22 protein-coding genes are annotated in these 20,722 nt (G+C 41.2%); 10 read left to right on the forward strand and 12 right to left on the reverse strand.

The genetic code is table 11. The features are described 5' to 3' along the window. Positions 1-68 precede the first annotated feature (68 nt). The 4 genes from WN50_RS23105 to WN50_RS23125 all read left to right on the forward strand — a co-directional run bounded on the left by WN50_RS23105 (position 69) and on the right by WN50_RS23125 (position 5,082). Positions 69-1,205 (forward strand): RNA-guided endonuclease InsQ/TnpB family protein, encoded by a 1,137-nt coding sequence (locus tag WN50_RS23105; RefSeq protein ID WP_049560898.1) that lies wholly within the window; start codon positions 69-71, stop codon positions 1,203-1,205. Between the two features lie 166 nt (positions 1,206-1,371). Beyond that, the gene (locus tag WN50_RS23110) at positions 1,372-2,904 is read left to right on the forward strand and encodes a UDP-N-acetylmuramoyl-L-alanyl-D-glutamate--2,6-diaminopimelate ligase (RefSeq protein WP_046280777.1); all 1,533 of its coding nucleotides are present in this window, start codon (positions 1,372-1,374) and stop codon (positions 2,902-2,904) included. A gap of 668 nt (positions 2,905-3,572) precedes the next feature. After that, complete coding sequence (locus WN50_RS23115) at positions 3,573-3,854, forward strand: hypothetical protein (RefSeq protein WP_046280778.1); 282 nt, start codon at positions 3,573-3,575, stop codon at positions 3,852-3,854. A 607-nt stretch (positions 3,855-4,461) separates the two neighbouring features. Then, positions 4,462-5,082 (forward strand): hypothetical protein, encoded by a 621-nt coding sequence (locus WN50_RS23125; protein ID WP_053221583.1) that lies wholly within the window; start codon positions 4,462-4,464, stop codon positions 5,080-5,082. Between the two features lie 6 nt (positions 5,083-5,088). On the opposite strand, the gene WN50_RS23130 is transcribed toward WN50_RS23125, so the two are convergent. Together WN50_RS23130 and WN50_RS23135 are read right to left on the reverse strand one after the other, a co-directional pair. Further along, on the reverse strand, positions 5,089-5,523 hold the full coding sequence (locus WN50_RS23130; RefSeq protein ID WP_152964909.1) for a hypothetical protein: 435 nt from the start codon (positions 5,521-5,523) through the stop codon (positions 5,089-5,091). Between the two features lie 11 nt (positions 5,524-5,534). Continuing rightward, complete coding sequence (locus WN50_RS23135) at positions 5,535-6,704, reverse strand: tetratricopeptide repeat protein (protein ID WP_235441101.1); 1,170 nt, start codon at positions 6,702-6,704, stop codon at positions 5,535-5,537. A gap of 83 nt (positions 6,705-6,787) precedes the next feature. Between WN50_RS23135 and rimM the strand changes: the two genes are divergently transcribed. After that, positions 6,788-7,402 carry a ribosome maturation factor RimM gene (rimM, locus tag WN50_RS23140; RefSeq protein WP_046280781.1) on the forward strand — a complete coding sequence of 205 codons (615 nt, stop codon included), beginning with the start codon at positions 6,788-6,790 and terminating at the stop codon, positions 7,400-7,402. Between the two features lie 10 nt (positions 7,403-7,412). Here rimM and WN50_RS23145 read toward each other — a convergent pair whose 3' ends face one another. The 3 genes from WN50_RS23145 to WN50_RS23155 all read right to left on the reverse strand — a co-directional run bounded on the left by WN50_RS23145 (position 7,413) and on the right by WN50_RS23155 (position 9,787). Beyond that, complete coding sequence (locus tag WN50_RS23145) at positions 7,413-7,865, reverse strand: nitrate reductase associated protein (RefSeq protein WP_046280782.1); 453 nt, start codon at positions 7,863-7,865, stop codon at positions 7,413-7,415. A gap of 113 nt (positions 7,866-7,978) precedes the next feature. Next, a complete protein-coding gene (locus WN50_RS23150; protein ID WP_046280783.1) occupies positions 7,979-8,452 on the reverse strand; it encodes a phosphate-starvation-inducible PsiE family protein in 474 nt (157 codons plus the stop codon). 60 nt (positions 8,453-8,512) lie between these two features. Next, entirely contained in the window at positions 8,513-9,787 is a 1,275-nt protein-coding gene (locus tag WN50_RS23155) for a polysaccharide deacetylase family protein (RefSeq protein WP_046280784.1), read from the reverse strand. Positions 9,788-9,952: 165 nt separating this feature from the next. Here WN50_RS23155 and WN50_RS35470 point away from each other — a divergent pair, with 165 nt between their 5' ends. From WN50_RS35470 to WN50_RS23170, 4 genes are read left to right on the forward strand one after another with little or no spacing between them, the layout of a single operon-like run. Next, entirely contained in the window at positions 9,953-10,255 is a 303-nt protein-coding gene (locus tag WN50_RS35470; RefSeq protein WP_200906341.1) for a hypothetical protein, read from the forward strand. A gap of 45 nt (positions 10,256-10,300) precedes the next feature. Further along, a complete protein-coding gene (locus WN50_RS35475) occupies positions 10,301-10,588 on the forward strand; it encodes a hypothetical protein (RefSeq protein WP_342586778.1) in 288 nt (95 codons plus the stop codon). Between the two features lie 59 nt (positions 10,589-10,647). After that, complete coding sequence (locus WN50_RS23165) at positions 10,648-11,796, forward strand: AAA family ATPase (protein WP_046280785.1); 1,149 nt, start codon at positions 10,648-10,650, stop codon at positions 11,794-11,796. A gap of 2 nt (positions 11,797-11,798) precedes the next feature. Next, positions 11,799-12,446 (forward strand): DUF3226 domain-containing protein, encoded by a 648-nt coding sequence (locus tag WN50_RS23170; protein ID WP_046280786.1) that lies wholly within the window; start codon positions 11,799-11,801, stop codon positions 12,444-12,446. A 24-nt stretch (positions 12,447-12,470) separates the two neighbouring features. On the opposite strand, the gene WN50_RS23175 is transcribed toward WN50_RS23170, so the two are convergent. The 6 genes from WN50_RS23175 to WN50_RS23200 form a co-directional block, all read right to left on the reverse strand. Next, on the reverse strand, positions 12,471-12,680 hold the full coding sequence (locus WN50_RS23175; RefSeq protein WP_046280787.1) for a hypothetical protein: 210 nt from the start codon (positions 12,678-12,680) through the stop codon (positions 12,471-12,473). Positions 12,681-12,749: 69 nt separating this feature from the next. Beyond that, complete coding sequence (locus tag WN50_RS23180) at positions 12,750-13,307, reverse strand: sugar O-acetyltransferase (protein ID WP_200906343.1); 558 nt, start codon at positions 13,305-13,307, stop codon at positions 12,750-12,752. A 57-nt stretch (positions 13,308-13,364) separates the two neighbouring features. Next, positions 13,365-13,973, reverse strand: coding sequence for a glutathione binding-like protein (locus WN50_RS23185; protein WP_046280789.1), 609 nt, complete (start codon positions 13,971-13,973; stop codon positions 13,365-13,367). Positions 13,974-14,037: 64 nt separating this feature from the next. Further along, positions 14,038-15,156, reverse strand: a complete 1,119-nt coding sequence (locus WN50_RS23190) for an alkene reductase (protein WP_046280790.1) — start codon at positions 15,154-15,156, stop codon at positions 14,038-14,040. 74 nt (positions 15,157-15,230) lie between these two features. Beyond that, positions 15,231-15,593, reverse strand: a complete 363-nt coding sequence (trxA, locus tag WN50_RS23195) for a thioredoxin (RefSeq protein ID WP_046280791.1) — start codon at positions 15,591-15,593, stop codon at positions 15,231-15,233. Positions 15,594-15,993: 400 nt separating this feature from the next. After that, positions 15,994-16,575, reverse strand: coding sequence for a TetR/AcrR family transcriptional regulator (locus WN50_RS23200; protein ID WP_046280792.1), 582 nt, complete (start codon positions 16,573-16,575; stop codon positions 15,994-15,996). Positions 16,576-16,714: 139 nt separating this feature from the next. Here WN50_RS23200 and WN50_RS23205 point away from each other — a divergent pair, with 139 nt between their 5' ends. Beyond that, the gene (locus WN50_RS23205) at positions 16,715-17,053 is read left to right on the forward strand and encodes a P-II family nitrogen regulator (RefSeq protein ID WP_046280795.1); all 339 of its coding nucleotides are present in this window, start codon (positions 16,715-16,717) and stop codon (positions 17,051-17,053) included. 314 nt (positions 17,054-17,367) lie between these two features. Here the strand turns inward: WN50_RS23205 and WN50_RS23210 are convergent, their stop codons facing one another. Further along, entirely contained in the window at positions 17,368-20,370 is a 3,003-nt protein-coding gene (locus WN50_RS23210; protein ID WP_053221584.1) for a family 10 glycosylhydrolase, read from the reverse strand. Between the last annotated feature and the right edge of the window lie 352 nt (positions 20,371-20,722).

Below are 20,722 nucleotides of genomic sequence, written 5' to 3' on the forward strand. Positions count from 1 at the left end.
AGAGAAGTAACTTAGTAGACGATTTATGGTACAAAACGGTACTATCTGTAAGATCAGATAATAGATCTATGCAACGAGCCTTTCAAACCCAACTCAAACTTAACAACCGTCAAAGAACCTTAATGGCGACCCACGCGGGATATTCTAGGTGGGTTTGGAATTGGGCGTTAGCGATGTGGAATGAAGCTTACAAACAGGGTTTAAAACCTTCTGCGAATAAGCTAAAAAAGTTCTACACCAATCACGTCAAACCTCAATATTCCTGGCAGTCAACGCTAAGTTCTAGAGTTTATCAATTTGCCTTCATGCACTTGGGAGAAGGATTTAGCCGATTTTTTCAAGGCATTGCTGAACATCCTAAATTCAAGAAAAAAGGCAGAAACGATAGCTTTACGATTGATAACTGTGGCAAGGTAATGAGGTTTTCGGGGAAGAGATTGAAGCTTCCTTTCATTGGATGGGTTAACACTTACGAAGCCCTTCCTGAAATTCAAACCAAACGAGTCACAATAAGCCGTAAAGCTGATTCTTGGTATCTGTCTGTCGCTTACGAATTTGAGCCAGAACAGACTGTTAAATCAAGAGAATACCTGGGTGTTGATGTTGGAGTTAAGGTCTTAGCTACCTGTTCAGATGGCACTGTTTTTGCCAATCCAGCAGCCCACAAAAAAGCTCAAAAAAATCTGGCTAGACTTCAACGTGAACTCTCTAGAAAACAGAAGGGTTCAAATAACAGGAATAAAGCTAGACTGAAACTCGCAAAAGCATATCAAAGAGTGGCTAACATCCGAAAAGATACAATTCATAAATTGACCTCATGGCTATGCAAAAACCACGCAGTCATCGGGTTAGAAGACTTGAATGTTTCTGGGATGTTAAAAAATCACAAGTTAGCGGGTGCTATTGCTGATTCTGCTCTTTCTGAAATTCGTCGCCAAGTTGAGTATAAGTCTGAGTGGTACGGTTCAAGAGTAGTGTTTGCTGATAGATTCTATCCGTCAACTAAAACCTGTTCAAATTGCGGTCACGTTCAAGAAATAGCTCTGAAAGAACGAGTTTTCAACTGTAATAATTGCGGTGTAAGCATTGACCGTGATTTGAATGCCAGCCTGAATTTAGAAGGTTATGCCGAGGGCTTCTTGGTGAAATGCCTGTCTGACCGGGTGCTGCCGACAGTCCGGGGTGATGCAGGAAATAAACATTAACACGGTTTGTACCGCGTTATATCAGTTTTATAAAGCAGATGCAGAGGCGGAATCAGAAAAAAAATCTAGAGTCAATTCGACTGATTAACCGAACCCTCTGTTTCAGAAATTGTTCATTTGCCATTATCATGCAAAATTAAACCTAATCTGTTGGTGAGGAGTTGTAATGCAATTAAAGGAGTTACTCGCAAAAGTTGCCGATCTGTCTGAATTAAAATCCCATCCGGCTTTTGAGAAAGAAGTCAAAGGGTTAGCCACCAATTCCCATGCTTGTCAAACCGGGGATTTGTTTATTGGAATGCCGGGAACCCGAGTTGATGGCGGGGATTTCTGGCCTGTAGCTTTCGCCAACGGTGCAGTCGCGGCGTTAGTCTCCCAAGCGGCGGCACAGAAAACACCGCTCACCCCAAACGAAAACACAGAACTTCCCTGTGTCATTCCTACTGCCAATATGACGACCACTTGCGCTCAAGTTGCAGCCGCTTTTTATGGGTATCCGGCTCAACAGCTTAAACTGGTTGGCGTAACAGGAACCAACGGCAAAACCACAACCACTCATCTGATTGAATATTTGTTGGATCTGGCGGAAAAACCTACTGTTTTGTTTGGGACGCTCTACACTCGTTGGTTAGGTTCTCAACAAACAGCCGCCTATACCACTCCTTTTGCGGTAGAACTCCAACAAAAGTTAGCGGAAGCTGTGAAAGCTGGTTGTCAGTATGGCGTGATGGAAGTCAGTTCCCATGCACTCCACCAAGGACGAGTCTTGGAATGTCCCTTTGAGGTGGCGGTGTTTACCAACCTGACGCAAGACCATCTCGATTATCACCCGACGATGGAAGATTATTTTGAGGCGAAGGCGTTGCTGTTTAGTCCTCAATACCTCAAAGGTCGGGCGGTGATTAATGCGGATGACCCTTACGGAAAACGTTTAATTGAACGTTTAGAACCCCATCAAGTTTGGAGTTACAGCATTAACGACTCAACCGCAGATTTATGGGCCGATCAACTCAGTTATCAACCCAATGGCGTGACCGGAGTTTTACATACCCCCCAAGGTGAAGCGGCGTTTGAGTTGCCGTTGGTGGGTCAATACAATTTATCGAATTTACTGGCGGCTCTTGGTGCAGGTTTGGCGCTGGGACTAGATTTAATGGCGATGATCACAAATTTACCCCAATTTCCAGGTGTACCGGGACGGATGGAACGGGTGCAAATCAGTCCAGAGCAGGATATTAGTGTGATTGTTGATTATGCACATACCCCTGATAGTTTGGAGAATTTGTTGAAGGCGTCTCGTCCATTTATTCCGGGGCGAATGATTTGTGTGTTTGGTTGCGGGGGAGATCGCGATCGCACGAAACGCCCGAAAATGGGGAAAATTGCCGCAGATCTCGCGGATGTGGTGGTCGTGACTTCGGATAATCCTCGCACAGAAGATCCCAACCGAATTCTAGAGGATATTTTAGCCGGGATTACTTTAGAGGTCGAACCCATCGTGATGTGCGATCGCGCCCATGCCATTCAGCGTGCTATTTTAGAGGCGAAACCGGGAGATGGGGTTTTGATCGCCGGAAAGGGTCACGAAGATTATCAAATTTTAGGAACTGAGAAGGTTCATTTTGATGATCGCGAACAAGCTCGGGACGCCCTTCTAGCGAGAAGTTTAGAAAGCGGATCTTCGGATGAGACTGCCTGAAAATGTTAAAATCTGTAACAGAACTGACTGTTAAAGGTCGGTGAGCATGACGTTTTAAGCTCTAAAAAGTGTGGGCTAGTTATTGATTGTGGTTAGCTACGTGTTCCACAAAATCGTTGAGAAGTCTGTTGAATTTCTCCGGTGCTAGTCCCCTCTTTTCTTGAGCATTTGATCAAAAATGTGACAATCACAAAAGCTCCACAAGATCTCTGTCTTAAGATAGAGAACTGGTGATAGCCTATGGGTTAAGTTAGGGTAAGCATAATGGGCTGTATCCTTGACCTCAAGAGTTTTGGTACAACTGACTCAAGAGGGATTTACGGATTGAATACCCCCTTATTTTGGGAAAAAACATCAACTTAATTTGATGAAAATCGCACCTAATAAAATATTTTCTGCTTAACTAGGGAGCATCAATTGTATAAACAGATAACACGGTGGTGTTATTCTTTGTGAAGATGAGAAAAGTCTCATCGAAAAATCCTGAGTTCAAAACCATATAAAAAAGGTCTAAGCTGATAGAGATCATATTAGAGCGAAAAATTAGGGTGCATAAACTGAGTGGGACCTCCCGTAGATAGACTGGGATATGAGTCTAGCTTTGAACTTCAAGGTTTTGAGATGTTCAGAGCTGCCCTTGTTCAAGAGTTATGATCAGAAGGTATTTTATGGACACTGTATTAACCTATTACTTTGTAGTTGCATTTGCTGCTTTTGGGATGTGGTTCACCCTGTTTTGGAATGACCCCACAACTCCTCTCAATGACCGCATATCTTGGATTATTTTGTTGCTTGCACCTCTCTGTTGGCCAATAACAATTCCCACATCCATACTGAAACTGACAACGATGCGAACCCGTAGCCGCGTTACTATGGAAAAGTCAATCTCGATTAAACCCGCATCTTTAGCAACGATGTCCAGCAAAACAGAGATCGATGATCAGATTTAATCTGGTGAGACTTCTCCGCTTATCCGCATTAGCTTTACAGAAGCTTAACATTGCCTTTACAAAAGTTGAATTTAAAAGGCTGGAAACCTATGCTAACATGAGTTAGAGGGGTTTACAATTATATGGCCTTCTGGCTAGATAAAACAGTTAAATTAGCCATGACTTCTAGCTAGAAAGCTGACGAGCAACAGAACATATCTACTCTTGAAAGACCGATGGAAATACTACTACTGAACTATGGGATTGGTGCGGTTGCCGTCTTTTGCATTTGGTTTAAGCTGTTTTTAGATTATTCTGATTTTCCTGAAGATCAGAGTGTATCTTGGGTTATTTTGGTATTAGCGACTTTATTATGGCCGATCACAGTTCCCCTATCAATACTTGAGCTAATTCTCAAGAAAACGAGAAGTCTCAAGTGTTAAAGCTCAAAAATGACGAATCAGGAGCTTTAGGCAAAAGACTCGGCTCAAGAATTTATTTTTAACAGAGACAAGAATAGCCAAGAATTAGAGCTTGTTCTATTCTTTCTCTAGGATTCTGTAAGCTGAGTCGTGAACACCAATTGTCAAGAGATATTATTCTGTGAGCTGAACACATTGATAATTTTATGATTTCCCTATTAGTCAGCTACTCAATTGGAGGCTTCATTGCCTTTTTGATTTGGTTTAAATTGTTTCTTAATGATTCTACTGCTTCTCTGAGCGATTACAATTCCTGGAGAATGTTGCTGTTCGTCACCTGTTTATGGCCAATTACGGCACCGGTTTCATTGATAGAAATTGGACTTAAAAATAAGCCGCTTCAAGAGAGTTTAAAGCCTTCAGTGCCTGCTAATCCTTTACCTTTAGGTTATCTTTTGAAGAAAGCTGGATTGATTTCTGAATCTCAAGTAATTCGAGCATTAGAAATTCAGCAAGCGACTGATAAACAGATGAGAATTGGAGAAATTATCGCCTATCAGGGATGGTTAAAACAAGAAACCATCGATTTTTTTGCTGAATGTTTACCCCAGATGAGAAGTCAGCCCAAGCAACGGATTGGACAGTATCTCAAATTAGCTAGACTTATCAATGATAGACAAATTCAGGCGATTTTAGACGAACAGCTTCAGACGGATTTACGATTTGGAGAAATAGCAGTTTTGAAAGGATGGGTTAACACAGAAACCGTGAATTTTATTATACGACATTTACAGGGAGAACCGTTAGCGATTTCCCTGTCAAAATAACAAGAGTTATTCCGATTCTTTGTGAGAAGAAGAGATGATTTTAAAGGGTATTGTCTTCATTTTATATTCGCTCGTTTGGATAGAATATTGAAGATCATTGACAAGAGCTTGAGCTTCTGATAAACTCTTGTTGAGATCATTGACAGCATCCTGTTTAGTTCTATCAATATTTTGGCGAGTTTGTGAGAGATTTTGAACCGACATCACCACCAAAACTAAAACAGTCGTCACCGTTGAAGTGGAAACGACAACAGCAATGACAATCCAAGTATTGAGAACAGGAGTTAGACGGCGAACCGTCGGAGCAATTTCGGCTTGAACTTCTGTTAACGTTGATTGTTGCAGAAAAGATTGAGCAGATAAACCCCTCTGAAAGCCAATAGAACCCAGAAAAACGAGAGAAAATAACCAAGCTAATTGAATCAGATTACGGACTAACATTTGACTCCAAATCAACTCTTATTTTGCATTAACGCTTGAAAACGTTCGTCATTCACTAAAGATTGAAAATCCGCCTCTTTTTTGCCTAAATTCCGAACAACAGTCGGTTTAAGTTCTATTGCTTTCTCTAGGCTTTCTAAAGCTAAATCAACTTTTTGCTGTACTCCATAACAACGCGCCTGATTGTACCACACTAAATAAAATTCTGGATTGAGTTGAGCCGCTTTTTGATAGGAAGTAATCGCTTCATCATATCTTTGAAGTTGAGCCAAAGCAAACCCGCGATTATTCCAAGCATCGACATAATTTTCTTTTAAATGAATCGCTCGATCATAAGACAAAACCGCCGCCTCATAATATTTCATTTTCCCGAGGGCTACACCGCGATTATTCCAAGCATCCGCATATTCAGAGCGCAATTGTAAGGCTTTTTCATAGGAGGCGATCGCTTCGTGATATCGTTGTAGTTTAGTTAAAACAACACCGCGATTATTCCAAACTTCTACCCCATGACAATCGAGTTGTAAGGCGCGATCATAAGCCTGAACTGCCTCATCATAGCAGCCTTGGGTAAAAAATTTATCCCCTTGTTTGGCGTAATCCTGGGCGAGTTGAGAATTTTGTTGAGTATCGGGAGAAACAGGTTGAAGCAGTTGAAAATTTGATTGTGCTTTCAACGTTTCAAAAGACTGATCAAATTCTGTATTTTTTTGTTGAAGATGATATAAAATAGCTTGAGCGTCAGAAATCAGGGTTTCCACCTCAGACAACGCATCCGCTTTGAGACTTTCGATTTCCTGTTGAGCTAAAACAGTTTGCTGTGATAATTTAGAAAGCAGAAACCAAACCCCAAAAGCAGCTAATGTCGGAAGCACTAATAATAGAATCAGCAGCAAATTCACCACCGAAAGTGTGCGACGAAAAGCGTTATCAACTTCAGTTTGAATCGAGTTGTTAATATTCTGTGCTTCTCTAGAAACTGGCGTTTGGGCGATGGGGATAAGCGTTGGTTGTATCGAGAAAATTGAAGTCTGAGCCGCCAAAGTTAAGTTCGGAGAGAATATAATTGATACAATGATAATCCAGCCCCCAAGGGTGAATGGGTTGGGAGTTGGATCAGCTAGTTTACGGACTCGTAAAAAAAATAATCGGATCGCCGTCGAACCTTTTATAGTCTTCATAGACGACCGAGAACTCCAAAGTAGAAAACCTGCTCCCATATATTCATTCAATTTATTGATTCTGCAAGTGTAGAAATCTTATCATGTCTGAGTGGATTGAAATTGGTAAAATTGTTGCCGCCCAAGGATTATATGGTGAAGTTCGGGTTAATCCCAATACTGACTTCCCCGAACGATTTCTTGAACCCGGAACCCGTTGGTTGCTTCAACCTGGACAGTCTGAACCCCAACCGATAGAACTTTTGGGGGGTCGTCTGATTCCCGGTAAGAGTCTGTATGTGGTTGAATTTGAAGGGATTGAAAATCGAGAACAGGCGGAAGCCTTGCGGGATAGCACTTTATTTGTGTCAAAAAGCGATCGCCCCCATTTAGAAGAAAATGAGTTTTATTTAGAGGATTTGATTGGTTTGAAAGTGTTCAACCAACTCAATGAAGAAGTGATTGGGGTTGTCATCAGTTTAGTTCCGGCGGGAAATGATTTGTTAGAAGTTGAACTGTATCCGTCAGCAGTAGAAACTTCAGAAACTTTAGAAGAAAATTCTGATTCACTTTCCTCGGATGAACCCTCAACTCCCCGCAAAAAACGTCCCTCGAAACCGAAAACTGTCTTGATTCCTTTTGTTGAGGAAATTGTTCCGGTTGTCGATGTGGAAAAAGGTCGAGTTGAAATTACACCTCCTGTTGGACTCATTGATTGAATTTAGCCGTTTAAACGATATTGAATTCTTTCAAAGCGGGTAAAAAGTTGTGATTTTCGTGACTAGGGCGACTGAGTTTAATTAAGGCAAATCGCTGAACAGGTGTTAAGTTTTGCCACTGTTCAAGAGTAAGTTTAACGCCTGTTTCTTCTGATTTTTGTTGAACGGTTTCAGGAATTGTTTGACAATCTAACCAAGCTGGATTTTCCTCAACAGGTAAATCTTTGAGGGGAATATCGGTATATTTTTCGGCGAGTTGTTGTAGTAAATTCCGATAACTTTGGATGTCTGAGGGTGTTGTTGTCGGTTGTTCAACTAAGGTTTGACGTTCGGTTTGTGGAAAATGATTCCAATGGGCTAATTTTAATTTCACCCCACAGGTATCGAGTTTATAGCGGACAATCATCGGAATACAGCGCAAAGAAGCGACAAAATCATCTTCAAATTGAAAAAAATAAGTCATTCAAGTTTCTCCTCAAAAGTTAGTAATTTTGTATTATAGCGTTTCTTGTCACTGAAATCGTTGTCAAAAAGTTTAACTAAATCGTTCTCTAGCAAGGGAGACGCTTGCATTTTTTAATGATAATCATCACGATTAGCATTCGTGCGTCGAATAATCCAATAACTAATGGCTAAAGCAAATAAAGCCAACGCTAAACCCATTAAATCAACACCGCTATTCTTGTCAAGATTAAACAGAATAATTTTCCGTGCTACTGCAATTAAAGAAGTAACAATCACTAATTCTATTTGAATAACGTGTTTTCTCAGATAAGCTGAAATATTCTCTAAAAGTTCTAGTGCAATTAACAAATTTAAAAATAATCCAAAAATTTCAAAAAGAGTATTTTTAAAGATGAGATTTGGATCAAAGAGTAATTCTCTAAATAAGAAAACCAGTAAATGACCCGTAGCAGAAATAATCAAAGCCACCATCGCCAAAGAGAGAATTTTGGAGATGATGACCTCAATATTTTCTAAAAGTTCGATGAATTTTTCATCGTTAGACCACAAACGGAATAGCTGAAAACGTTTTTTGAACCGCCCCATAATTCAATTGAATCTATAAAACTCATTTAGATTGTAGCGGTTTTTGGATTTTTCACCAAGCTATTGATGAACAGTTTCAGCAATTAAACCTTCCGCCCAAGCTAAACACTGATATCCTTGTTGCGCCCAAAACTCCGAACCCCAATAGACAAAGCAACTGGTTTCACACAATAATAAGGCTCGTTTTTGTTCATCAGACAACGATGAATTTGTTGCTTGTCGTTCACAAGCTTGACTCAACCGTTCAACCGCTTTCAAAACCCCCTGGCGCAAGTCTCCTTCATTCCAACTTTGATGTCCGCCAATCCAAGATCCGCCCGTAGGTTTGAGGCGAATTTCTGTTGTCGGATTCTTAGCATAGTTATCAATATACTGGCTAACGGTCATAAAGGCAATATCCGGCCAGTGGTGTGACTCTCGAAACAGGGGAACAAAGGAATTTTTGAAATACTCAAACATCATTACATTGCCATTTTCTCCGTCAGAAGTGGGGACAACTAAAGGCGGAATATTAGATGATTTTAACGTATTTCCTCGATAGCGAATATCTTGAATACATCCATCGGTATTTTGACCACTTTGTTGACGAATTCCCATGTCAGTATCGCGGACAACACAGAGGATTCGTTCAGATTCTCCCCCAGATTCTACCACTAACCAATGCACTCGATTTTCAACTTCTGGGGTACTCCACTCTTGAGGATATTCTAAAGCAGAATGAGGTAAAATAATCCACTCATAACCGCATTTTTTTAACAAGCGAATTAATCGCAACGCCTCTGAAGGTTCCCCCGTCATTCCCATTTCTGGTAGCCAAAATCCCCGCACGTTTGAGAGTGCTTCGGTTCCAAATAAATCAGCAAAAACTCGCCGCCATTCCATAATTTGGGCTTCGTGATCTCGTTCAGGCGTTGCCGGAAAATAACAATGACTGTAAGCGGTTCCCGTAAATTCAACCGCTTCTGAATGTTCGCTTAAAACCTCTCGCCATAAACCAATCACATCCCCCATCATTTCTCCATCGACTTCGAGATGATCAAAATGACCATTACTCGAAAGTTTCGCTAATTCTTCTAACAAAACTCCAGAATAATCTACCATAATTCTAGGACTTAAACCCTCAGCTTTCAGATTCTTAACATAACGAGCCGGGTTTTTGTAGGCTTGAGCGAACCATCGAGAATTCCAACTTTCCTCGGAATTGGGTTCACTATTGAGCATTTTTTCTAAATTCCCAATCAGTTTAGCATCTGAACCGTGACCGACCCAAATTGGCGGTTGGTGCATATGCAACCAGGGAACAAATACAGCCAGAGGATTAGTATTTGATGACATCAGGAAAATATTATTGATTCTTGTACTCACAAATAGGTTAACGTCTTTTGCAGGCGATCGCGTAATTATATCAATTTATTTAACATTTTAAATATTATGTTTTGGGAAAATGGGATCGAGCTTAATTCTGTTAAACTGTTGATAGCAGACTACAAATTATAATCTATGGTTACGGGTACGGGAATTACAGATGTTATCAAAAGTTTCAGCGATTTGCAAACTCGCTTCGGTTTATATCAAACAAATCAAGATGATTTTTTTCAGGAGTGGACGGAAGATTTACCCGCTCTAAATGAGCAGGAACAAGCAGGAATAGAGCGAATAAAGCGGCGTTATGACTATCATAGAGTCGATCATTTATTGTTGGAAGGTACGGTTAATTTAATAGTCGTTTCTCCCCTGTTAGAATTGGCGGGTTTTCTCGATCCTCCGTTCCGCATTCGTTCCCCCTATGGAGTTGAATTATAACTTGATGATCCCGATGAAAAAATTAGAGGTTTTATTGATGCTTTAATTTTGCAAAATAGACTGTGGATTTTAACCGTAGAATCTAAACGAAACAGTATTCCCGTTTTAGCCGCACTTCCTCAATTACTGGCTTATATATTAGCAAATCCTCAAGCCAATTCTCCAACATTTGGTTTGGCGACAAATGGCGATGAATTTATTTTCCTCAAACTGATTAAAAGCGATACTTCACAATACGATATTTCCCGAACATTTTCTCTATTTCCCCGAAACCATGAGTTAGGTGAAGTTTTGAAAATTTTAAAATGCTTGGGACAAATTGTATTAGAATAGAGTAATGATTAATCCTATTAGTTTGTTTAAATATCTGCATATTTGGAGGTGGCATAATTATGTTAAAGACTCTAAAAATAGAAAACTTTCGAGGTTTTCAGTCCTTTGAACTTCAGCCACTCGGTCGAGTTAATCTGTTGGTGGGTAAAAACAATAGTGGAAAAACATCTATTTTAGAAGCAATTCAATTTCTATTGTGTTCTCGAACTAATCTTGAGCCTCTGTTTAAAACAATGATTGAAAGAGGAGAGTATTCTTTAACAAATGATAATATAAGAACTGAAAGAGAACTTGAGATTCGTCATCTTTTTCATGGACATGATATTGATATTGATAGCCAGTTTTCAATTTCAAGTCAGGATGAAAGTTATCAAAAAAAAGTTACTATCTCAATACATTCAATTCTCTCTACTTCCGAATTAGAAACTGATTCCGAATCAGATGAGCAGTTAAGTTATGAAAATTTATCCGCTAATGATTCAGTTGAATTGGTTAAACTTGGTTTTAATATTCGGTGGAATTACGAAAATCAAGATCCAGAAAATTGGGAGCGGCTTTTATCTTCTAATGGAGGTTTGTCTGACCGATCTATTCGTATCAATCGCTTGAGTTTATCCAATAAAAAAACACCTCCCCTCACACAATTTATTACGTCTTCATCTTTATCTATTGAAATGATGATTTCACTTTTTGATAATATTGTATTAACACCTGAAGAAAAACTGGTGTACGAAGCACTGCAAACAATTGAACCTACAATTGAACGTATTGCATCTCTTGGTTCTAAAATCTACAGATCTTCAACTTCACGGGGTGGTTTTGTTGTACTCCTTTCTGATAGACAACAACGGATACCCATTGGAAGTTTAGGAGATGGAATTTGGCGAATGTTAGGACTTGCACTGGCGTTAGCCTCTGTTAAAGGAGGAGTTTTATTAGTCGATGAAATTGATACTGGATTACATTATTCTACGATGTCTGATCTGTGGAAATTGATTTGGGAAGCTGCAAAAAAACTGGATGTTCAAGTCTTTGCAACAACCCATAATAGTGACTGTTGGACGAGTTTAGCCAGCATTGCAAATCGAGAAGATGCAGCAGAAGATGGAATTACAATTCATCGCATTGAACGGGGGAAACAAAAAAGCGTTGTCTTTACAGAAAAAGAAATCGTTATGGCTGCGGAACGGGAAATTGAGGTTCGTTAAACATGGCAAAAATACACAAAAATTTGCTTTTAGTTGAAGGCGAACAGGATCTACGAACGATACCCTATTTAATAGAAGCAAATGGAGTGAATTGGGGAACAAAAAACAACCCTATTGTTGAGATTGAGGTTTGTCATGGTGATAAAAAACTCATCGATCCGGTGTTAATTTCTACCCACCTAAAAGCATCTGGACGAGTCGCGTTAGGGATAATGGTTGATGCTGATGATAACCCTTTAGGACGCTGGCAAAGTGTCAGAAACTCCTGTCTTCCCAGTATTCCCGATCTTCCTGAAAATCTCCCCGAAACCGGACTCATTCATAACACTTCCGATGGGATTAAATTTGGAGTTTGGATCATGCCGGATAACCAAATGCGAGGAATGTTAGAGACGTTTTTAGCTTATTTGGTTGGGGATGAAAGCGAACCCCTTTGGAAATACGCTCAAGAAGTCGCCAAAGAAGCGAAGAATAAAGGCGCACTTTACAAAGATGTTCATTGTGATAAAGCCTATATTTACACTTGGTTAGGATGGCAAAATCCACCCGGAAGACCCCTACATAATGCGATTATGGAACGCATCTTAAATCCAAAACATCCCAAAGCACAAACCTTTGTAACTTGGTTTAAAACATTGTATAATTTATAATGATAAATAACGAAGGATATACAGTTAATTTAGCATTGTTTCATAAGCTTTATTATCTGCAATATCGGCTTCTGCTTTAGCAATAAGCTTGTCCAACTTTCCTGATACTAAATCAGCTTCAATTTGTTGATCCCACATCTCATCTAAATACTCTTGCAGCCAAGCGGAGAGTTGGCGAACATCATTTTCTGAAAGTTGTTTAATTGCGGCTTCAATTTCTGGTAAGGTCGTCATAGAAAAACTCGTGTTTTAGATTGACTCAATAATATTATACCAATTTGATGCACTATTGAAATAAGACTCTTAAGATAACTCTCGAATTACCCGACAAGGATTGCCAACGGCGAGAACATTTGCAGGAATATCTTTCGTTACCACACTCCCAGCGCCTATCGTTGTATTATCTCCAATTGTCACACCCGGACATATAATAGCACCGCCTCCAATCCAAACATTATTCCCAATTTTAACGGGGGTAGCGAGTTCTTTTCCGGTTAATCTAATTGTCGGATCAATGGGATGATGAGCGGCGTAAATTTGAACGTAGGGAGCGCAGAGAACATTATCTCCAATATGAACGGTATTACAATCTAAAATCACACAACCAAAATTCATATAAAAATTATCCCCTGCATAAATATGACTGCCATAATCACAATAAAAAGGAGGAGTAATAACAGCATTTTTACCGACTTTTCCGAATAATTCTTTTAAAAGGTTTTGTCGTTCTTCCAGTTCAGTTTCAGTTGTCGCATTATACAAACGAATCAGCCGAAAAGCGCGTTGATGTTCCTCCGTTAGTTCAGGATCATTTGACAGGTATAATTCCCCTGATAACATTTTTTGTTTTTCAGTTTTCATGGTAATTTGAATAAACAGCTAGGGTAGGACAATAAATCCCACCCTAAAGTTTAACATTTACTCAGCTAATACAGCCATTCCTTTTTGAACAGCCGGACGATTTTTCATCGTTTCTACCCAACGTTTTAAGTTTGGATGGTTATCTAAAGTCACGCCTAAATATTCATAAGCAGCCACCCAAGGATAAGTCGCAATATCAGCAATTGAATAGTCTCCTGCGATGAATTCTTGCTTGGCTAATTCTCCGTCTAATACCCCAAATAACCGCAAGGTTTCCTTCTCGTATCGTTCAATTGCGTAAGGGATTTTTTCGGGTGCATAGTTGCGAAAATGACTCAACTGACCAAACATCGGCCCAACACTTGCCATTTGAAACATTAACCATTCAATTACTTTAATTCGGTTCGCTGGTTCAGAGGGCAATAACTGACCTGTTTTTTCAGCTAAATAAATCAAAATAGCCCCGGACTCAAATACCGTAATTCCTGTATCTTGATCAACAATTGCCGGAATTTTGCTATTAGGATTAATCGCCACAAACTCTGGACTAAATTGATCACCTTTTTTGATGTCAATTTTAATCGAATTGTAAGGAAGTCCGACTTCCTCTAACATAATCGCAGGTTTACGTCCGTTGGGAGTTGTAAACGTGTAAAGGTCAATCATATTTTTCTTGTGAGTGTAATGTTTTTTCAAGTCAGAGGATGAGCAATACCCATCCAAAAACAAATTAAACTGTCATCAATACTTCCGACTCATCAAGAAAAGGATAGTCTGTATAACCCCGTTCATCACCGCCATAAAATGTTGAGCGATCATATTCATTTAACGGTGCATTTAACGCAAATCGTTTCGGTAAATCAGGATTAGCAATAAATAATCGACCATAGGCGACTAAATCTGCATCACCCTGTTCTAAAACGGCTTCTCCCATTTCTCGGGTATACCCTCCTGCTGTAATAATTGTTCCGTGATAAATTGACCGAAAATGACGCGCCCCTAGCCCATTTTCATCATCTTCAATAATTTCATGTCCTTGAATTCTGGGTTCAACAATGTGGAGATAAGCCAAATTAAACCGATTCAATTCAGAGACAACATAATTAAACAAAGCCTCTAGATCCGAATCAAACATACTTCCGAAGTTACTACTGGGAGATAACCTCACCCCCACTTTATCCGCATCCCAAACGCTTGTAACTGCTTCTAAAACTTCCATCAAAAAACGCGCCCTGTTTTCGATAGAACCGCCATACTGATCCGTGCGTTTGTTGGAACCATTCCTGAGAAATTGATCCAGTAAATATCCATTAGCACTGTGAACTTCTATCCCATCAAATCCCGCTTGCATTGCATTTTGTGCGGCTTGACGATACTGTTCAACAATCATCGGAATTTCTTCTGTTTCTAACGCTCTCGGTGTCACATAGGGTTGCTCTCCTGAAAAGGTATTTACCATCCCTTCAGGGGCGATCGCACTCGGCGCTACAGGTAACTCTCCATTCGGTTGTAATGAAGGATGAGAAACCCGACCAACGTGCCACAATTGCAAGAAGATTTTTCCCCGTTGATCATGTACGGCTTCAGTGATTTTTTGCCATCCTTCTATTTGTTCGGCTGAATGAATTCCGGGTGTATTCGGATAGCCTAATCCTTGGGGTGAAATTTGGGTTGCTTCACTAATAATTAACCCCGCAGAAGCCCGTTGACTATAATAAACTACATTCATTTCTTGAGGCACATTTCCTGCTTTTGCCCGCATCCGAGTTAAAGGTGCCATCACCATACGATTAGAGAGTTTGTAAGCACCCAGTTGAACAGGTTTTAACAAGTTGAGATTGTTATTCATGGCTAAATATTGAGATGTGAAGGACAAAGTAGAGGGTTTTCAGGAAGGCTAAAATCAGCCTTCCTAGACTTTAATTAAGCGAGGGAATTTGCAGATGAAACTTGATCAACTAATTCTTGAACTTTATTTGACAAGACCGACTGATCAACCACACCATCAACTCGATAAATCACTTCTCCTTCACTGAAAAATAACAGCGTCGGAATCGCTTCAATTCGATATTGGGTTGGGAGTTCTTCATAATCGTCAATATTCAACTTGCCGACTTTTACAACTCCGTCAAATTCAGCCGCTAATCCACTAACAATTGGATTCATTACCCGACAAGGGCCACACCAAGGCGCCCAGAAGTCAACCACAACGGGAATAGGACTTTTGAGAACTTCTATTTCAAAGTTTTCATCGGTTAATGTAATATATTTTTCAGCCTCTGACATGATTCAGTTCCTCCTAAAGTTGGGGTGGGGTCTGGCTGTACCATTCCCCGTCTCAGGGTGATTATACGGCTACAGGAAGATTTTTCAATGGGGTGTGGAATGTTTTTTGGGTCTTGAGGTTTGGTATAATTTGCTTTAACAAAGCTATGAACCATCCTGAACCGTTTCTATCTATTACAGATGATTTTCTCGACCTTTATTCTGTCGGTTTTGCAGTTCTTGAGTCAAATTCATCATAATTCGCCATTTTTTGAACGATTGTTCCAGTTTTCTCAAAAAAATAGAACCCTTCGCCGTAACTCACTCTTGAAAGACGACTTGGAAAACCCGGGAATTGGTTTTTCATATTTTTAGAATAGCAATTCTGGAACGAATAGTCAAGTATTTTGATCAAATCTCCTCATTCTAAGACACAGAGGAGGATTTCGATGATCTCTTGCAAGATTTGCGGATCGGGATTAACCTTAGAAATGACCCGCAACCCTTGTAAATTACACGTCAGATAACGGGCGAGGGCTTGTAAATTCTTGTTGGCTGGAATTTCCCCTTTTTCTTGGGCGCGAGATAACGCCCTGTAAAACGCCTGTTCAATACGCTGGAGGTTCTTGGCGATCCGCTTGGCGGTATCGGGGTCATGGGGACAGAGTTCAACGGCTGTGTTCGTCACAAAACACCCCCGACGATCTGGGTCTGCAACCATCCGATCCACTAAACTCTGAAAATAATCAATAATTGCTGGCTTCGAGGCGTCTGGGGCTTCTAAACGAGCGATCGTACAACGAACCACCGTCTCATCATAATGGGCGATCGCTTCGATAAACAAAGACCGTTTATCCCCAAAAGTATCATACAGACTGCCTCGGTTAATCCCCATGCTTTCGATCAAATCCTGCACCGACGTCCCCTCATAACCATAGCGCCAGAACGTCTCCATCGCCTTTGCTAGAACTTCTTCGCGATTAAACTCCTTATGCCTTGCCATGACTTGTGTTTGGGATGAAACATCATCATTTTACCATTTTTGGAACGATTAGTTTAATATTTCAACAAAAAACTTCTGTTAAAAATCTGTTATGAAAGATACAGAAAATAGAGTCATAAATTCTCAGGAGTTGCCCGAAGTGAAAAAGATAGAAGCCCTCATCCGTCCCGTGCAGTTTGACCAAGTAGCTGCGGCATTAGTGGACGCAGGAGTTGTCGGAATGAACGTCACCAACGTGCGGGGGTATGGTCGCCAGAAAGGCCAAACCGAATCCTATCGAGGCGTCAAACACGTGATTGAGTTTCATGCCAAAGTGAAGATAGAAATCGTTGTTGAAGATGAAGCTTGTGAATTCGTTGTCGAAAAATTAATTGCTGCCGCGCAAACAGGTCAAATTGGTGATGGTAAAATATTCATCCGATCAGTTGAAGAAATTATCCGCATTCGTACAGGTGAAACCGATTTAGAAGCACTTTAATTAATCATAATTGTGTAGGGCGGGCTTTTACAGTTTACAGTTTACAGTTTACAGTTACCAGCTTTTACAGTTTACAGTTTTTACAGTTTACAGTTATTAGTTATTAGTTGTCACTGTTTACTGGTTACTGTTCACTGTTCACTGTTTACTGGTTACTGTTCACTGTTCACTGTTCACTGTTTACTGGTCACTGTTCACTGTTTACTGGTTACTGTTCACTGTTCACTGTTTACTGGTCACTGTTCACTGTTTACTGGTCACTGTTTACTGTTCACTGTTGTAAACCTCTTGCAAGATAGCCTGCCAGATTTTTGTTAACGACGGTTTAACTCCACCCGTTCACCATAACGCAGCAACATCTCCAAACTCGCTAATCGATTATCCCAACTTTCAACTTGATAGCCTTGTTCTAAAGCTTGCAGACGCATTGAACGTTGAAACAGATCTCGAAACCCAGTCAGTAAACGTTGAGCATTGTTGAAATTTTCCGCCGAAGGATTGCTTGCCAATAAATTCAACGCTTCCGCCAATTCCTCCGCTTTTTTATCCAAGGTTTCCAGTTCATTCTCTCGAATCCATAAACGGTCATTTGCTAATAGAAAACTCCATTCCCGTTTCAAAGCCGTATACCGTTCAGCCGCAGCTACAAACGGTTGACGGTAGGGAATCGCGCTCGAACGACAACTTTGATTCGCACATCCCTGAGTGCGGCGAAAAAAGGCTTGTAAATGATGACCAATCGTTTCAACGGCAAAAATAGAATACCCACCCGTAGATAAATCTCGTAACGCCTGAATCTGATCAATCGCCACAATTTCAGGAAGATCCAGTAGCTTCACCGACGGCACAATTAACGTCGCACCCAGACGGTTAGAGTTCGTTAGAGGCTGAGTAATGCGCTGTAAACGGTTCGTATCCAGAGAATAGGTCATGGGTACAACTAAATCGACTTCGTTCTGTTCCGCCCAAATCTCCCAATGTTGTTGAATCTTGCGAATACGTTCCTGTTCAGGATGGGGAAATACCGCCACCGAGAAAATGACATCAGGATATTGCTGTCGCAAGAACTGAGACACTTCCTTGACCATCATATTCACCTGTTCAACTCGGAAGTTAACCCACTGAGACCACAACTGAGTATCTCTCGGGCTAACCGATATCGGATCAACCCCAGTTAACTGACGAAACTGTTCTCGTCCAGCAGTACCATAACCAAAGGTAAAATTGCGATTCGGATCTTGGAAGGGATAGCGAATATAGTCAAGTTGTATGCCATCAACATCATAGTTGTAGACAATCTCTCCAACAAGCCGCAAAATATAACTCCGAACTTCCCGATTTGCCGGATCGAGATAAGCTTTACCATCCCGTTCATGCCAAACTCGACCCTGACTATCCCGATTTGCCCAGTCAGGATGAGCAGTCAGAACAGGCCCTAAATAGCTATTGGGCTGGTTCACTAAGGCATTGTGACGTTGATTGGCTGTGGCAAACGTCCACAACCAAGCGTGGAGTTCCATCCCCCGTTCGTGAGCCAATTTAACACCACTGGCTAAAGGGTCCCAACCCCGAGTTAACGGGTTTTGTTGCGGTGCAACTCGTGAAGGATAGACAGGATATCCGGCATTAACCGTTTCAAAGAAAATAGTATTGATTCCGGCCTGTTCAAGTTGGTCAAAGATTTTTGCCAGTCCCGCTTCATTCCGTGCCTTGACAATAGTACCGCGATCCAACCAAACCGCTCGAATTTCAGCCCCCGCCCGTTCCCCATCAATGGGATAATTTTCCCAGAGTTTTTTCCGAGCTTCTAACCATTGTTGTCGGGCGGCAGCCCAGTTTTGTTGGGCGACTAATTGCGGAAAGTCCTTGAGAACCTGTTGTACATAGGCGATCACCTCGTTTGCCGATTTATTATCAATGGTATTCGTTTGAGCCACTTCGTTGAGTTGAGTCGAAGCAACTTTTAGACTCACAGGTGTACTACTAGAATTCCCAGCAACCAGGGCATTTTCAAACCGTCCTAACAGGTTCATCAATTCCTGTCGCATGGTGACTGCCATCACTTCATCGATGGGGTCGTTTCCTTGTGTAACATTTAACCCAGCAGGAGCGACTTGATCAGACGGATCAATAAAGGTTTCCGGTACACCTGGAGTTGAACCCGGTGATAAAGTTGATATCAAAGATGATCCTCTACTAGAAGCTGCCGGAGTTGGCGGAACTTCTGGAGATCTCGGAGTTTGTCTATTATCCGGTTGTTGTCGAGAGTTGCGACTGTTTGCTGTCCGTTGGCTGGTTGTAGAGCGATCGCCATCAGTCTGTACAGGTGCTGTATTACTGTTGCGATTATTTCGTTCAGCGTTGCGATCGCGATTACTCACTCTCGGCTGATTTGAAGTATTATTCCTTTCAGAATTGCGATCGCGATTACTCACTCTCGGCTGATTTGAAGTATTATCCGCTTCTGAGTTGCGATCGCGATTACTCACTCGGGGTTGAACTGGAGACGAATTTGAGGTATTATTCGCTTCTGAAGAATTGCTCGGATTGGTAAAAGCAGGTTGAACTGGAGTTGGAGTATTTGCCGTAAAAGTATTATTAACACTGCCCCCATAACGGTTAACAGCCGCTTGTAACCAGACAGCATCGGTATCTGCTGCCCCTTCACTACTTCCCCAACGCCAACCGATGTAAGTTGCACTGCGAGTTGTAATCACCGAGGGTGAACCGCCACTTCCCTGCCAAGTTCCGGCGGTGTAGCTTTCCAGACTCGAGGGAATTAGCACACCCCCATTAACAATACCCTCAGTTGCAACAGTCGGCGACCATTCCGTTAAGTCACGACAGATTTGTTCTCGACAGCCACTTTTTTTCGCTTCCGGTTGAGCAGGGCCACTGAGAGGAAAAGCCCAATAGGAACCTAAAAGTGTTCTCAAAAGTTGACGGGCTAAGGGGGTTGATTTATGACCAATCGGCCCACTAGCGATTAATTTTCCCCCTTGATTAACCCATTGTTGTATGACCTTGACCTGTTCTGTTTTCAAGACTTCTACATTCGGTAAAAACAGAACTTGAATACCTGCTAAATCCGTAATACTACGAATATTATCGAGATCAACAGTTGTATAATTTACCTGGCTTGCTTTCAGCCGCCCTTCAATCTGGCTCCAATCGGCTGCACTGTCAGAGCGAACCACTCCCAACACTGCACCCGCTATTGCGGTTGATGAACGTAACACCCAACAACCGATTAATGTACCCGCCAGAGTGCCAACTAAAGCCTGTGTGAGAAAAGATAGCGAGTGCTTCTGAATCATTGATCTGTTAATTTAATGCGTTGACGACGTTCCCTACCTCACGATTGCGCGTTTGTCAACCCTCATTTCAAAGGATGACGCTTCAAATTTGATGCTCAGTCCCCTTATTGGGTCAACTTCATCATAAAAAGCACCCCAGTCACAGAAATCTTAGATAAATCTTCACTATTCTACAAGGATTTGGGCAAGTGGGGAAGAGATCGTATTTTAACTTGCTCTTTTTACTCAAAATGTTAAATCAGTTGACATCCTCCACCTCCAAATCAAAAGATTATGGAGGTGGATTCCCATCATCACTGACGGGGTTTCCTGGCTCTACGAGCAACCTTGCTTTTCGGGATTTCTCCCTCTA

Source organism: Limnoraphis robusta CS-951, assembly GCF_000972705.2.

Bases quoted from the DNA above. Each gene is read 5' to 3' on its own strand.
- WN50_RS23105 (WP_049560898.1), top strand. From the start codon at position 69: ATGCAACGAGCCTTTCAAACCCAACTCAAACTTAACAACCGTCAAAGA.
- rimM (WP_046280781.1), top strand. From the start codon at position 6,788: ATGTCTGAGTGGATTGAAATTGGTAAAATTGTTGCCGCCCAAGGATTA.
- WN50_RS23145 (WP_046280782.1), bottom strand. From the start codon at position 7,865: ATGACTTATTTTTTTCAATTTGAAGATGATTTTGTCGCTTCTTTGCGC.
- WN50_RS23150 (WP_046280783.1), bottom strand. From the start codon at position 8,452: ATGGGGCGGTTCAAAAAACGTTTTCAGCTATTCCGTTTGTGGTCTAAC.
- WN50_RS23200 (WP_046280792.1), bottom strand. From the start codon at position 16,575: ATGGCAAGGCATAAGGAGTTTAATCGCGAAGAAGTTCTAGCAAAGGCG.
- WN50_RS35470 (WP_200906341.1), top strand. From the start codon at position 9,953: ATGGTTACGGGTACGGGAATTACAGATGTTATCAAAAGTTTCAGCGAT.
- WN50_RS23135 (WP_235441101.1), bottom strand. From the start codon at position 6,704: ATGAAGACTATAAAAGGTTCGACGGCGATCCGATTATTTTTTTTACGA.
- WN50_RS23115 (WP_046280778.1), top strand. From the start codon at position 3,573: ATGGACACTGTATTAACCTATTACTTTGTAGTTGCATTTGCTGCTTTT.
- WN50_RS23125 (WP_053221583.1), top strand. From the start codon at position 4,462: ATGATTTCCCTATTAGTCAGCTACTCAATTGGAGGCTTCATTGCCTTT.
- WN50_RS23210 (WP_053221584.1), bottom strand. From the start codon at position 20,370: ATGATTCAGAAGCACTCGCTATCTTTTCTCACACAGGCTTTAGTTGGC.
- WN50_RS23165 (WP_046280785.1), top strand. From the start codon at position 10,648: ATGTTAAAGACTCTAAAAATAGAAAACTTTCGAGGTTTTCAGTCCTTT.
- WN50_RS23130 (WP_152964909.1), bottom strand. From the start codon at position 5,523: ATGTTAGTCCGTAATCTGATTCAATTAGCTTGGTTATTTTCTCTCGTT.
- WN50_RS23190 (WP_046280790.1), bottom strand. From the start codon at position 15,156: ATGAATAACAATCTCAACTTGTTAAAACCTGTTCAACTGGGTGCTTAC.
- WN50_RS23180 (WP_200906343.1), bottom strand. From the start codon at position 13,307: ATGAAAACTGAAAAACAAAAAATGTTATCAGGGGAATTATACCTGTCA.
- WN50_RS23185 (WP_046280789.1), bottom strand. From the start codon at position 13,973: ATGATTGACCTTTACACGTTTACAACTCCCAACGGACGTAAACCTGCG.
- WN50_RS23175 (WP_046280787.1), bottom strand. From the start codon at position 12,680: ATGACGACCTTACCAGAAATTGAAGCCGCAATTAAACAACTTTCAGAA.
- WN50_RS23155 (WP_046280784.1), bottom strand. From the start codon at position 9,787: ATGTCATCAAATACTAATCCTCTGGCTGTATTTGTTCCCTGGTTGCAT.
- trxA (WP_046280791.1), bottom strand. From the start codon at position 15,593: ATGTCAGAGGCTGAAAAATATATTACATTAACCGATGAAAACTTTGAA.
- WN50_RS23170 (WP_046280786.1), top strand. From the start codon at position 11,799: ATGGCAAAAATACACAAAAATTTGCTTTTAGTTGAAGGCGAACAGGAT.
- WN50_RS23110 (WP_046280777.1), top strand. From the start codon at position 1,372: ATGCAATTAAAGGAGTTACTCGCAAAAGTTGCCGATCTGTCTGAATTA.